Genomic DNA, 13,669 nt, shown 5'->3' with positions numbered 1-13,669 from the left:
GGCAGGCTGTCTGGTCGCTAGTTTCACTTCTGGTCCGTGCGCCAAGATGCGGGTCGAGGGGGATGGCGATGAAAGCCTATGATACGGATCTGCCGAAGAACGCGGCCAACTACCAGCCGCTGACGCCGATCTCGTTTCTGGAACGGGCCGCCCGGGTCTTTCCGGACCATCCCGCGATCATCCACGGGGGGATACGGCGCAATTACCGCGAGTTCTATGCGCGCTCACGCAAGCTCGCCTCAGCGCTGGTAAGGGCGGGGGTCGGCAAGAACGACACGGTTGCGGTGATCTGCGCCAACACGCCGGCCATGCTCGAATGTCACTACGGCGTGCCGATGGCCGGCGCTGTGCTGAACACACTGAACACGCGCCTCGATGCACCGATCATCGCCTTCTCGCTCGACCACGGTGAGGCCAAGGTGTTCATCGTCGACCGGGAATTCTCCAAGCTCGCCCGCGAGGCCCTGGCGCTGGCCAAGGTGAAGCCGCTCGTCATCGACTATGACGACCCGGAATACGATGGCCCCGGCGAGCGGGTTGGCTCGGTGGAATATGAGGACTTCATCGCGGACGGGGATGCCGCCTTTGCGTGGCAGCGTCCCGGCGACGAATGGGACGCGATCGCCCTCAACTACACCTCCGGCACGACGGGCAATCCGAAGGGTGTCGTCTACCACCATCGTGGCGCCTATCTGCTCGGCATGGGCAATGTCGTGACCTGCTCGATGACGAAGCACCCGGTCTATCTGTGGACGCTGCCGATGTTCCACTGCAACGGGTGGTGCTTCCCGTGGTCCGTGTCGGTCGCGGCCGGGACGCACGTCTGCCTGCGCTGGGTGCGCGCCAAGGCCATGTATGACGCGATAGCCGATCATGGAGTGACCCATTTATGCGGCGCGCCGATCGTCATGAGCCTGCTGCTCAACGCGCCGCCCGAGGATCGCCGCCCCATCGACCGGACGATCTCGTTCTTCACTGCGGCCGCTCCGCCACCGGAGGCGGTGTTGGCGGCGATGAAGACTGCCGGATTCGATGTGACCCATCTCTATGGCCTGACGGAGACCTACGGCCCCTCGGTGATCAACGACTGGCACCGCGACTGGGACGCGCTTGGCAGTTCTGAATATGCCGCGCTGAAGGCCCGCCAAGGGGTGCCCTATGCGGTCCTGGAGGCCATGACGGTGCTCGATCCCGAATCCATGGCGCCGGTGCCGGCCGATGGCGCGACGCTCGGCGAGGTCATGATGCGCGGCAATGTCGTGATGAAGGGCTATCTGAAGAATCCCAAGGCCAGCGCGGAGGCCTTCGCCGGCGGCTGGTTCCATTCCGGCGATCTCGGCGTGCTCTATCCCGATGGCTATATCCAGCTGAAGGACCGCTCGAAGGACATCATCATCTCCGGTGGCGAGAACATCTCGTCGATCGAGGTGGAGGATGTGCTGTTCAAGCACCCTGCGGTGCAGGCAGCAGCCGTGGTGGCCAAGCCCGACGACAAATGGGGCGAGACGCCCTGCGCTTTCATCGAGTTGAAGCCAGGGATGACGACGACGGCGGATGAGATCATGGCCTGGTGCCGTGCCAATCTTGCGGCCTTCAAGTGCCCTCGCACGGTGGTGTTTGCCGAGTTGCCGAAGACCTCGACCGGCAAGATCCAGAAATTCGTGCTGCGTGAGATGGCGAAGGCTGTTTGAGCCGACGACGGCCCGGTGAGGGCAACACGACGCCAAGACAGGAAGGCCGTCCGGCGCAGGCGACATCAAGATCGCGCCGATGGGCGGTTCGGGGAGATGAGACCATGGATGCGGATGTGATTGTGGTGGGCGCGGGCCTTGCCGGCCTGGTTGCCACGGCGGAATTGGTGGACGCCGGCCGGAAGGTCATCCTGGTCGACCAGGAGGGTGAGCAGAATCTGGGCGGCCAGGCCTTCTGGTCGTTTGGCGGGCTGTTCTTCGTCGACAGCCCCGAGCAGCGCCGCATGGGCATCAAGGATTCCTATGACCTCGCCTGGCAGGACTGGCAGGGATCGGCAGGCTTCGATCGCCCGGAGGATGACTGGGGTCGGCGCTGGGCCGAGGCCTATGTCCATTTCGCCCATGAGGAAAAGCGCAGCTGGTTGCATCAGCGTGGCGTGCGCTGGTTCCCCCTTGTCGGCTGGGCCGAGCGGGGAGGGGGGCTTGCCACCGGTCATGGCAATTCGGTGCCCCGGTTTCACGTCACCTGGGGCACGGGGCCTGGCCTGCTGGCACCGTTCGAGCGCCGTGTGCGCGAGGGTGTCGCCAACGGGCTGGTGCAGTTCCGGTTCCGCCATCGGGTGAACGGCTTCACCCGTTCCGGCGGCGTGATCGACGGTATTGAGGGCGAGGTCCTGGAACCGACCACGGTTGCGCGCGGCGCGGCGAGCTCGCGGGAGGTCGCCGGCTCGTTCAGCCTCAAAGCCCAGGCGGTGATCGTGACCTCCGGTGGCATTGGCGGGAATTTCGATCTGGTGCGGAAGAATTGGCCGGCCCGGCTCGGTACGCCACCGAAATTCCTGATCTCGGGCGTGCCCGCCCATGTCGACGGGCGCATGCAGGTGATCACCGAGGAAGCCGGCGGGCGGATCGTGAACCGCGACCGCATGTGGCACTATGTCGAGGGCGTCAGGAACTGGGACCCGATCTGGCCGCATCACGGCATCCGCATCCTTCCGGGACCCTCGTCGATCTGGCTTGATGCGACCGGCAAACGGCTGCCAGCGCCGAATTTCCCAGGCTTCGACACGCTGGCGAGCCTCGATCACATCATGAAAACCGGCCACGACTACACGTGGTTCGTGTTGTCGCGCGCCATCATCAAGAAGGAGTTCGCGCTCTCAGGCTCCGAGCAGAACCCCGATCTGACCAACAAGAGCATTCTCGGTATCCTGTCGCGCCTCGGGAAGGGGCTGCCGCCCCCAGTTCAGGCCTTCATGGACAAGGGGGCGGACTTCATCGTCGATACCGACATCAAGAGCCTCGGGCGTCGCATGAACGCGCTCGTTGGGACCGACCTCATCGATCCCGAGGCCTTGGAACAGGAGATCGTCGCGCGCGACCGGCAGATCGAAAATCCGTTCTCCAAGGACGCGCAGGTGACGGCGATCCGCGGCGCCCGGGCCTATCGTGGCGACAAGCTGATGCGCACCGCGCCGCCCCATCGCATCCTCGATCCCGACAAGGGACCGCTGATTGCCGTGAAGCTCAACATTCTCACCCGCAAGACGCTGGGCGGCCTGCAGACAGACCTGGAGGGCCGGGTGCTCGGCCAGGATGGCACCCCGCTCGGACCGGTCTATGCCGCGGGCGAGGTTGCGGGATTTGGCGGCGGTGGCGTCCACGGCTACCGTTCGCTGGAGGGCACATTTCTCGGCGGCTGCATCTTTTCGGGACGCGCGGCCGGGCGGGCGGCGGCCAAGGCGGTGGGGTAGGCCGCGATCAGCAACCCGCAACGAAAAGGGGCCCTCGCGGGCCCCTTTGCTTAGGTGTCTGGAGTGTGATCAGGCTGCCCGGATGGTCGCCAGGAACTTGCTCATCTCGGTGCTGAGCGAGGCGGCCTGGACTGCGAGCGTTTCAGCGGACCCCAGGACCTGGGAGGCCGCGGCGCCGGTTTCCGTGACAGTCTGCGAGACGCCGACGATATTGGTCGAGACCTCGCCCGTCCCGGCGGAAGCCTCCTGAACATTGCGTGCGATCTCCTGGGTCGCGGCGTTCTGTTCCTCGACGGCAGCCGAGATGCTGGCGGCCACGGCGCTGATCTCGCGGATCGAGCTGGCAATGCCGGTAATCGCCTCGGCAGACTGGTTGGTCGCGGCCTGGATGCCGTTGATCTGGTTTGCGATATCCGTTGTCGCCTTGGAGGTCTGGTCGGCGAGGCTCTTCACCTCGGCTGCGACCACCGCAAAGCCCTTGCCGGCCTCGCCGGCACGCGCCGCCTCGATGGTCGCGTTGAGAGCCAGAAGATTGGTCTGCGAGGCGATCGAGTTGATCAGTTCGACGATCTCGCCGATCTTCTGCGCCTTCTCGGCGAGATCCTTGATCATGCCGGCCGAGCTATCGGCATTGGCAACAGCGGCGCTAGCCATGCGGGCCGATTGCTCGACGCGCTCGCCGATCTCGCGGACCGAGGCGGAGAGTTCTTCGGTGGCCGAGGCGACCGTCTGGACATTGGCGGAGGCTTCTTCGGAGGCTGCCGCAACGGCTCCCGACTGGACCGATGCTTCCTCGGCCGAGCTGGAGAGCGTCTGCGCTGCGGACTTCAGCTGCGCGGAAGCGGAGGAGACGTGGGTAATGATGCCGCCGACCGCGTGGTCGAAATCATCCGCCATGCGCTGCATCATGGCCTTCTGCTCCTGCTCGGCGCGGGCCTTGGCCGCTTCCTGCTCGGCACGCAACTGGTTGGTCTCGATGCCATTGGCCTTGAAGGTCTCGGCGGCGCGGGCGATGTCGCCCACTTCATCGCGACGGTCGGTGCCGGGCACAGTCACGTTGAAGCGACCCTCGGCCAGTTCGCGCAGGCACGCTGTCAGGACGCGAATGGGAGAGGCGATCCCGACGCGGCCGATGACGAAGCCGAGGGCCAGGCCGAACAGGACCGTGGCGATGCCGACGTAGAGAATCATGTTCTGCATGGATTCCGCAGTCGCGTAGGCCGCGGAATATCCGTCATCCGAGCGCTTCTGCTGCAGCAGGGTCAGTTCGCGGAGTGCCATGCGGGCCTCCATGTAAGCGTCGCTCGATGCAAGGCTTGACTGCGCGATACGGGCACGCTGCTCCGGCGTTGCGGTTCCGGTGACGCCTGTCGCGATGCGGACAGTCTCTTGCATGAGGGGCAGATATTTCTGAAGCGCCACGTCGGCCTTGTTCACAGCCGCCACCACTTCAGGAACGCGGGCTTCGCGCAGCGTCGCCATGCGAGACGCGATGGCCTTGGTATCCTCTTCGATCAATGCGACCTGACGTGTGATCTGGCTGGGATCCGTTGCCATCACATATTCTGCACGCGACAGCGCGGCGAGCCCGCGGTTGACGACGACGGCGTCGAAGGCGCGGCTGCTGACGCGAGCAGAAACCGTGACCTCCGACCGCAACTGACCGACCGCGTAGTAGCCGATGGCCCCGATTGCCGCGGCGACCGCGCTGAGCAGGGCGACGAGCCCGAGTATCTTGGCAGAAATGCTGACACGACCGAGAGCCGACATGGGGGCTAATCTCCTGAAAATCACTGTGGAGACGGTATTTTGGTAAGGTAAACAATTTGCTAAACAACAGAAAATCGTCAGCCTTCCCTAAGGGATAGCAGGTGTTTTTGCATTGCAGCATTGCGACCCGTGTAGGGCAGATGCATGTATCGCGCGTCGGAGCGGTCATGGTGATCCAGCGCAATGCCGTGAAGGCGGTTGCGACTAAAGTCACCGGCGGCCTCCACCGAAGGGAAGGTGGGGGGCCTGTTGCTTGCCCGGACTTTGCGGACAATATGCCGGCAGCTCAGGCCTTGGGGATTTGCGACCGGCGCAGGCGGCGTTCAAGACCGCTCAACCGGCATGCATGAGGAGACGGCGATGGACGCGGCGATACCCTCCCGCTATGCGGCGACTTATGCGGCCTGGCAGGCTGATCCCGGCGGCTTCTGGGCCGAGGCCGCCAAGGCCATCGATTGGGTGACGCCACCGAAGACGGTGTTTGACCCGAGCCAGGGCGCCTATGGCCGTTGGTTCCCCGATGGCGTCTGCAACACCTGCTACAACGCTGTTGACCGGCATGCGGCAAGCCATCCCGACCGCGTCGCGCTGATCTATGATTCACCGGTCACAGGCGCCAAGAAGACTTTCACCTATGCCCAGCTGAAGGCCGAGGTTGCGACATTCGCCGCGGTCATGGCTGATCTTGGTGTCACCAAGGGCGATCGCGTCATCGTCTATATGCCGATGGTGCCGGAGGCGGCGATCGCCATGCTGGCCTGCGCCCGCATTGGCGCGATCCATTCGGTGGTGTTCGGCGGGTTTGCTGCCAAGGAACTCGCGACCCGCATCGATGATTGCCATCCCAAGCTGATCGTCTCGGCTTCCTGCGGTATCGAGGGCGCCAAGGTCATTCCCTACAAGCCGTTGCTCGATGGCGCGATCGACCTCGCGGTTGCCAAGCCCGAGCATTGCATCATTCTTCAGCGGCCGCAGGTGGATGCCCAATTCACGCCCGACCGCGACTTCGATTGGGAGGCTCTGGTCACCCGCGCCCGACTGCAGGGCAAGCAGGCGCCCTGCGTGCCGGTCGCGGCAACCGATCCGCTCTATGTGCTCTACACGTCGGGAACGACCGGCAAGCCCAAGGGCGTCGTGCGAGACAATGGCGGCCACATGGTCGCGCTCGCCTGGTCGATGGGCAATCTCTACGGCATCAAGCCGGGAGAGGTCTTCTGGGCCGCCTCGGATGTCGGCTGGGTGGTTGGCCATTCCTATATCGTCTATGCGCCGCTGATCGCAGGTGCCACGACCATCCTCTACGAGGGCAAGCCTGTGGGTACGCCCGATCCCGGCGCCTATTGGCGCGTGATTTCGGAACATGGTGTCTCGGCTCTGTTCACCGCACCGACTGCGTTCCGCGCCATCAAGAAGGAAGACCCGAACGCCGACCACCTGAAGCGCTACGACCTGTCGGGCTTCCGGACACTGTTCCTCGCCGGCGAGCGCGCCGATCCTGACACGGTGGTGTGGGCCGAGAAGATCCTGGGCGTCCCGGTGGTCGACCATTGGTGGCAGACGGAAACCGGCTGGTGCATCGTCGGCAATCCGGTCGGTCTTGGCCTTCTGCCGGTCAAGCCGGGCTCGCCAACCGTTCCGATGCCGGGTTACGACGTGCGCATTGTCGATGAGGCTGGCCATGATGTGCCGGCCAACACGATGGGGTCCATCGTGATCAAGCTGCCGCTGCCGCCGGGCTCGTTGCCGACGCTGTGGCAGCAGGACGATCGTTTCAAGGAAAGCTATCTTGAGGCGTTTCCGGGCTGCTATTCGACCTCGGATGCCGGCTTCATCGATGACGACGGCTATCTCTACATCATGGGGCGCACCGACGACATCATCAACGTCGCCGGCCATCGCCTCTCCACCGGCGGCATGGAGGAGGTGTTGTCCTCTCATCCCGATGTCGCCGAATGTGCTGTCATCGGCATGGCGGACAGCCTGAAGGGCGAGGTGCCCTGCGGCTTCGTCGTGCTGAAGATGGGCGTCAACAAGACGCCGGCCGTCGTGGAAAAGGAACTGGTTCAGCTGGTGCGCGACAAGATCGGGCCGGTCGCAGCCTTCAAGCTCGCGATTGCTGTCCAGCGCCTGCCCAAGACCCGCTCCGGCAAGATCCTGCGCGGCACGATGAAGAAGATCGCCGACGGAACCGAATGGTCGATGCCGGCGACCATCGACGATCCCAGTGTTCTCGCTGAGATCGAAGAGGCGCTGAAGGGGCGCTCGGGCTGAGCCGATCAGAGAGATCGGGTGGATGACGGTCTTCGTCTGATGTTGGGTCGCTCCTGCCAATGCAAGGAGCGGTCTGACCATGATGAGCCACGTCCACCAGCCGATCGAACCGGCGATCCTCTATTTTGGAACGCCCGTCGTGCTCGTCACGACCTTGAACGAGGACGGAACGACCAACATCTCCCCCATGTCATCGGCCTGGTGGCTTGGCTGGACGTGCTTGCTGGGGTTCGACGCATCGTCACAGACGCCGCAGAACCTCATGCGGACCGGCGAGTGCGTCCTCAATCTGCCGTCTCCAGAGCTGGTCGGCGCGGTTGACCGCCTGGCCTGCCTGTCGGCGTCCGACCCGCTGCCGGGACACAAGGCGCATCTGGGCTACCGGAGCGAGCGCGACAAGTTTGCCGCCGCCGGTCTCACGCCCTTGCCGTCGTTTGACGTGGCCCCAAGCCGCATCCAGGAATGCCCGATCCAGTTGGAGGCCGTCCTGACCGACGCCCGCCCGGTCGGGGCCGCGGATCCCAGGCTGCTCGTCCCGTCTGTCGCGATCGAGGTGCGCGTGGTGAAGATCCATGCCGCGCCTTCGGTGCTCGACGACAGCTATGAGAACCGGATTGACCCCGGCCGCTGGCGGCCCCTGATCATGAGCTTCCGCCAGTTCTTCGCAACCGGCGAGAAGATCCATGAATCGCGGTTGGCCCGGCCGCCGGAGCAAGCCTATGGAGGCCGCCGGCCCCGTCTGCGCACGGTGCCTTGAGCACCGGCGCGACGAGGCGTCCAGGCGGGGTGCGGACCGGCCGCCTCACAGGCCGTCGAACAGGGCCGTCGACAGGTAGCGTTCGGCGAAGCTTGGAATGATCACGACAATGGTCTTGCCGGCGTTTTCCAGAAGCTTGCCGAGTTCGAGCGCGACGTGAACGGCGGCGCCGGCTGAAATGCCGGTCGGGATTCCCTCGGAGCGCGCCAGCTCGCGGGCGGTGGCAAAAGCCTGGTCATTGGACGCGGTGCGCACCTCGTCGATCACCGACCGGTCGAGGATGTCCGGCACGAAGCCCGCGCCAATGCCCTGGATCTTGTGCGGGCCGGGATTGCCGCCGGAGAGAACCGGGCTCTCCGTCGGCTCCACCGCCACAACGCGCACGCCGGGACGGCGAGCCTTGAGCACCTGGCCGACGCCGGTGATCGTGCCGCCGGTGCCGACGCCCGAGACGAAAATGTCGACCTGACCATTGGTGTCGTTCCAGATCTCCTCGGCCGTGGTGTGGCGGTGGATTTCCGGATTGGCTGGGTTCTTGAACTGCTGGGGGATGATGGCGTGGGGGTTTTCCGCCACCAGTTCCTCGGCCTTGGCGATCGCACCCTTCATACCCTTGGGGCCTTCGGTCAGCACCAGTTCGGCGCCGAGGAGAGCCAGCATCTTGCGCCGCTCGATCGACATGGTCTCGGGCATGACCAGAACCAGCTTGATGCCGCGCGCAGCGGCCGCGAAGGCCAGCGCGATACCGGTATTGCCGGATGTCGGCTCGATCAGGACGGTGTCCGGCGTGATCTTCCCGGCTGCTTCCAGCGCGTCGATCATCGCCACACCGATGCGGTCCTTGACGCTGGCGATCGGGTTGAAGAACTCGAGCTTGGCGAGAATTGTCGCCTTGGCGCCATGGGCCTTGGCGATCTTGTCCAGCTTCACAAGCGGCGTGTCGCCGATGGTCTCCGTGATCGAATTGTAGATGCGGCCGCGGCCGGGCTTCTTGGTCTTTTCAGGCGAAACGTGGGCGGTCATGGTCGGCACCCGGTTGAAACAAGGGACCGGCATTATGCGCCCGAGCTCAAGAATTTTCTACAGATTGTGCCGTTCAGCCTGAAAATAGGTGACGATCATCGCTCTAGACGATCGGATTTGGAAGAAAATTCTACAGCCATTGAATTGATGAGAACAGGATGCCGGCCTGGCCCGGTGGCCTAGTGATTGGAGAATGGCATGACGACGACATCGAGCTTCTGGCTGACTGCCTCGGCAGCGGTGCTCGCGGCACTTTCGGCGACCAATGCGATGGCACAGCAGCCGCCAGCCTATATCACGGCTGACCGCGAGCCGCTGCGGCGGGCCTTCGGCGAGGCTCTGGCCAGTCGGGTATTTTCGGACCAGTTCACGGTGCGCCGCCAGGCAGCCCTTGCGGCCAGTGCGAAGCGCCTGCCAGGTTTCGATTGCCCGCAACAGCCACCCGCGGCTCTGGTGTCGGTCTTTCCGTGGCCGGCATTGCCAGGGCGCAGCGCCTGGATCGAGCGCTATGCGATGCGCTGCCAGCCGTCCACCGTCCGCAATTTCGTCGCCGTGGAGGAGGGGGGCGAAGTCCGCTTCACCGAAATGGCGCCGGGCCTGTCCAATACTGATCCGCTGCTTCAGCGCGACCTGATGCAGGGCATTGGCGCGGCCACCGTCCGCTACCGGCCTCCCGGCTGCAATGATCCTCTCTTCGTGCTGAACGTGCGCATGACCCCGGAGGCGTCGCCAAGCCCCGGCCGGTGGCGCGAGGCCTGGGAGGTCAGCGTGTGCGGGCAGAAGGCCGAAATCCGCGTGGGGTTCCAACCCTCCGCCGGCCGGGGCACGACCTGGACCATCGAGCGCAATCCCTGACGCGCGTCTCTCAGGCCATCCTGGCCATCCAAAGCCTTGGTCGGTCCTCAAAGCACCAATTGCGTCTGGGTGACCAGGGCCACCGCCTTGCCGTCCTCGCGGGTGATGCGCGTCTGCCAGACCTGCGTCCGCGCGCCGCGATGAACCGGCGTTGCGGTGGCGGTCAGTGTCTGGCCGACGGGGCCGGAGCTCAGGAAATTGGTCTTGCTCTCGATGGTCGTCGTGCCCTTCGCGCCTGCAGGCAGGTTGAGGTAGGTCGCGGCCGCTCCGACTGTGTCGGCAAAGGCCATCAGCGCGCCACCATGGACGATCGAGCCGGCGGTGCAGAGGTCCGGACGCACCTCGAGTGTGGCGACGACCTCGTCGAGACTGGCCGAGATGAACTGAACGCCCATCAGGACGGCGAAAGGGAGGGGGTGTGCCTTGAGCGTGTCGAGATGGGCCAAATGTCTGCCTCCGGAACCGGGAGCCGCTGAGGCTGACCCGGGGAGGCGGGCAGGGTCAATGACGTCTCTGGTCATCGTCTGGCCGCAGCGGGCAACAAAAAGCCCCGCTCGGTTTCCCGGCGGGGCCTCCGTAATCTGGCAGCATTACATCCGTGCCAAGCCAGATCGTTGACCGAGTTTATCGCAGCCAGTCGTGACGGCCGTATGACGAAGGAGAGGCCGATTTGCGGCCCCGGCCTTGATCAGGCCGGGATGCGCTCTTCCACGTCCGACGGCTCGCGCAGCACATAGCCGCGGCCCCAGACCGTCTCGATGTAGTTCTTGCCGTCGGAGGCATTGGCGAGCTTCTTGCGGAGCTTGCAGATGAAGACGTCGATGATCTTCAGCTCGGGCTCGTCCATGCCGCCATAGAGGTGGTTGAGGAACATTTCCTTGGTCAGCGTGGTGCCCTTGCGCAGCGAGAGGAGCTCCAGCATCTGGTACTCCTTGCCGGTCAGGTGGACGCGCTGGCCGGTGACCTCGACGGTCTTCTGGTCAAGGTTGACCAGGAGGTCGCCGGTGGTGATGACCGACTGGGCATGACCCTTGGAGCGGCGGACGATCGCATGGATGCGGGCGACCAGTTCGTCCTTGTGGAAGGGCTTGGTGAGATAGTCGTCGGCGCCGAAGCCCAGGCCGCGCACCTTGTCCTCGATGCCGGCAAGACCGGAGAGGATCAGGATCGGCGTCTTCACCTTGGCGACACGCAGCGACTTCAGGACCTCGTATCCGGACATGTCCGGAAGGTTCAGGTCGAGCAGAATGATATCGTAATCGTAGAGCTTGCCGAGGTCGATACCCTCTTCGCCGAGATCCGTCGTGTAGACGTTAAAGCTCTCGGACTTGAGCATGAGCTCAATGCTTTTCGCAGTTGCGCTGTCATCTTCAATCAACAGAACGCGCATGCCCATCCCCTTCCACTGGCCCCTACCCGGAAGCCCCATCGCATAGCGATGAGTCACCCGTCAGGCATGGCTGTCCCGCTCACCCGCCGCCGCGCGGATGTCTGTGGGACCCGTTCCCGCTCACTGATTCGACGCTACGTCCAAATGGTTAACAAACACTGATTCGCATGAGCAAGAGTCTTCGCAAACTTTTTTTGCGACTCACTCCAACCCTCTGTGGAATCGACCATTTCGATCGTGCCGTCGATGGGCGGTAACTGCCTTGCTGAGACCGGAATCCGACGGGGGCCTTTCCCTTCGAATCCCTAACGGCCGCAGCTGCCTTTAATCGGCTGACAACCATCATTAACGGAGCGGGTTAAGGAAGGGTTACTGGAATCGCTCGAAGCCGCCCTGGCTATGGCTTTACTTGGAAATACATGATCGCCCGACCGTTAAGGCCCCGGCTGGGCGTGAAGGCCTGCCGCGGCGGCGGCGGACCCGATGTCGAGGCTGCGCGGAAGGGGGCCGGCAGGTCGACTGGGCAGTTTCTACCGGGAACATGGTTAAGGGGAGGTAAACGGATCGCGCCCTGTCTCCCAATCTGCATGAACCTCCGGCATTTCGATGGAATTAGTCGGCAGTTTTTGCCGGACGGCGTTAACTCATCAGGCGGTCGTTAACGCTTCGTTGAGGATGACGGGCGAAATGTGGCCGGAGGGTCGCGTCGTGGCCCGATTCCCGTCCTGCCTCGCGGATGCCAGCATGCGTGCCCTTGCCAATCAGATCGCCGATATCGACGGGATCTCCATCTACGGTCGGGTCGCGGGCGTGCGCGGGCTGATGGTGGAGGCGGCGGGGCCGATCCACGCCATGTCGGTTGGCGCGCGCGTGACGATCGAGACGGGCGCCAAGCCCATCCCCTGCGAGGTCATCGGGTTTCATGGCGACCAGGCGCTGCTCATGCCGTTCGGCGGCCTCGACGGCGTGCGGCGCGGGTGCAAGGCGCTGGTGTCGCAGTCGCCTGCGGCCATCCGGCCCTCGATGGGATGGCTCGGACGGGTGGTGAATGCGCTGGGCGAGCCGATCGACGGCAAGGGGCCTCTGCCGCAGGGTGGCAATCCCATGCCGTTCCGTGCCGATCCTCCGGCCGCCCACACACGCAGGCGCGTTGGCGCCCCCCTCGACATGGGGGTGAAGACCATGAACACGTTCCTGACCTGCTGCCGCGGCCAGCGCATGGGCATCTTCGCCGGCTCCGGTGTCGGCAAGTCGGTGTTGCTGTCGATGATCGCCCGCAATGTCGATGCCGACGTGTCGGTGATCGGTCTGATCGGCGAACGCGGCCGAGAGGTGCAGGAATTCCTCCAGGAGGATCTGGGTGACGAGGGCCTTGCCCGCTCCGTCGTGGTGGTGGCGACCTCCGACGAGCCCGCCCTGATGCGCAAGCAAGCCGCCTACCTCACCCTGTCGATCGCCGAATATTTCCGTGATCAGGAAAAGCAGGTGATGCTGATGATGGATTCCGTCACCCGCTTCGCCATGGCCCAGCGCGAGATCGGCCTGTCGGCCGGTGAGCCGCCAACGGCCAAGGGCTATACCCCGACCGTCTTCTCCGAGCTGCCGCGGTTGCTGGAACGCGCAGGTCCTGGTGCGGGTGAAGGCGCGATCACCGCCATCTTCACAGTGCTGGTCGATGGCGACGATCACAATGAACCGGTGGCTGACGCCGTGCGCGGCATTCTCGACGGCCATATCGTGATGGAACGCTCGATTGCCGAGCGTGGCCGCTATCCCGCGATCAATGTGCTGAAAAGCGTCTCCCGCACCATGCCGCGCTCCGCCGATCCTGCCTTCTGGCCGGTGATCCAGAAGGCCAAGCGGGTTCTCTCGACCTATGGCGACATGGAGGAACTGATCCGGCTCGGCGCCTATCGGGCGGGCTCATCGGCCGAGGTCGATGAAGCGATCCGCCTGCAGCCTGATCTCGAAGCGTTCCTTGGGCAGCGCAAGGATGAGGCAATCGGCATCCAGGCCGGATACCAGCAATTGGCGGCGATCCTGGAAAGGCATGGAGCGAGGCCGTGAGGCCGACCCATGGTCAATATCTGCTTGCGGAAGCCGATCGGCCGCAAGGGCGGGCGTTTACAGAAAATCATCCCTTACGGAAACGGAATTT

At 64.3% G+C, this 13,669-nt stretch carries 10 protein-coding genes; 6 read left to right on the top strand and 4 right to left on the bottom strand.

From position 1 onward, the window contains the following. Nucleotides 1-62 precede the first annotated feature (62 nt). Together E8L99_RS22580 and E8L99_RS22575 are read left to right on the top strand one after the other, a co-directional pair. Nucleotides 63-1,691: an acyl-CoA synthetase gene (locus E8L99_RS22580; protein ID WP_391527459.1), complete on the top strand. Its 1,629-nt coding sequence runs from the start codon at nt 63-65 to the stop codon at nt 1,689-1,691. 104 nt (nt 1,692-1,795) lie between these two features. Continuing rightward, nucleotides 1,796-3,445, top strand: coding sequence for an FAD-binding dehydrogenase (locus E8L99_RS22575; protein ID WP_137101674.1), 1,650 nt, complete (start codon nt 1,796-1,798; stop codon nt 3,443-3,445). Between the two features lie 69 nt (nt 3,446-3,514). On the opposite strand, the gene E8L99_RS22570 is transcribed toward E8L99_RS22575, so the two are convergent. Beyond that, nucleotides 3,515-5,215: a methyl-accepting chemotaxis protein gene (locus E8L99_RS22570; RefSeq protein ID WP_137101673.1), complete on the bottom strand. Its 1,701-nt coding sequence runs from the start codon at nt 5,213-5,215 to the stop codon at nt 3,515-3,517. A 360-nt stretch (nt 5,216-5,575) separates the two neighbouring features. On the opposite strand from E8L99_RS22570, the gene E8L99_RS22565 reads away from it, so the two are divergent. Together E8L99_RS22565 and E8L99_RS22560 are read left to right on the top strand one after the other, a co-directional pair. Continuing rightward, entirely contained in the window at nt 5,576-7,486 is a 1,911-nt protein-coding gene (locus tag E8L99_RS22565) for a propionyl-CoA synthetase (RefSeq protein WP_137101672.1), read from the top strand. A gap of 79 nt (nt 7,487-7,565) precedes the next feature. Next, the gene (locus E8L99_RS22560; RefSeq protein WP_137101671.1) at nt 7,566-8,243 is read left to right on the top strand and encodes a flavin reductase family protein; all 678 of its coding nucleotides are present in this window, start codon (nt 7,566-7,568) and stop codon (nt 8,241-8,243) included. 45 nt (nt 8,244-8,288) lie between these two features. On the opposite strand, the gene cysK is transcribed toward E8L99_RS22560, so the two are convergent. Continuing rightward, a complete protein-coding gene (gene cysK, locus E8L99_RS22555; RefSeq protein WP_137101670.1) occupies nt 8,289-9,266 on the bottom strand; it encodes a cysteine synthase A in 978 nt (325 codons plus the stop codon). Between the two features lie 198 nt (nt 9,267-9,464). Here cysK and E8L99_RS22550 point away from each other — a divergent pair, with 198 nt between their 5' ends. Continuing rightward, entirely contained in the window at nt 9,465-10,121 is a 657-nt protein-coding gene (locus E8L99_RS22550; protein ID WP_137101669.1) for a hypothetical protein, read from the top strand. A gap of 47 nt (nt 10,122-10,168) precedes the next feature. Here E8L99_RS22550 and E8L99_RS22545 read toward each other — a convergent pair whose 3' ends face one another. Further along, nucleotides 10,169-10,567 carry a PaaI family thioesterase gene (locus tag E8L99_RS22545; protein ID WP_137101668.1) on the bottom strand — a complete coding sequence of 133 codons (399 nt, stop codon included), beginning with the start codon at nt 10,565-10,567 and terminating at the stop codon, nt 10,169-10,171. 242 nt (nt 10,568-10,809) lie between these two features. Beyond that, a complete protein-coding gene (gene ctrA / locus E8L99_RS22540; protein ID WP_137101667.1) occupies nt 10,810-11,511 on the bottom strand; it encodes a response regulator transcription factor CtrA in 702 nt (233 codons plus the stop codon). A 744-nt stretch (nt 11,512-12,255) separates the two neighbouring features. Between ctrA and fliI the strand changes: the two genes are divergently transcribed. Further along, nucleotides 12,256-13,578, top strand: coding sequence for a flagellar protein export ATPase FliI (fliI, locus tag E8L99_RS22535; RefSeq protein WP_137101666.1), 1,323 nt, complete (start codon nt 12,256-12,258; stop codon nt 13,576-13,578). The last annotated feature ends 91 nt before the right edge of the window (nt 13,579-13,669 follow it).

It is taken from the genome of Phreatobacter aquaticus, assembly GCF_005160265.1.
Lineage (GTDB): Bacteria > Pseudomonadota > Alphaproteobacteria > Rhizobiales > Phreatobacteraceae > Phreatobacter > Phreatobacter aquaticus.
The sequence above is the reverse complement of the archived record's forward strand: the minus strand, read 5'-3'. Positions and strand labels throughout refer to the sequence as shown.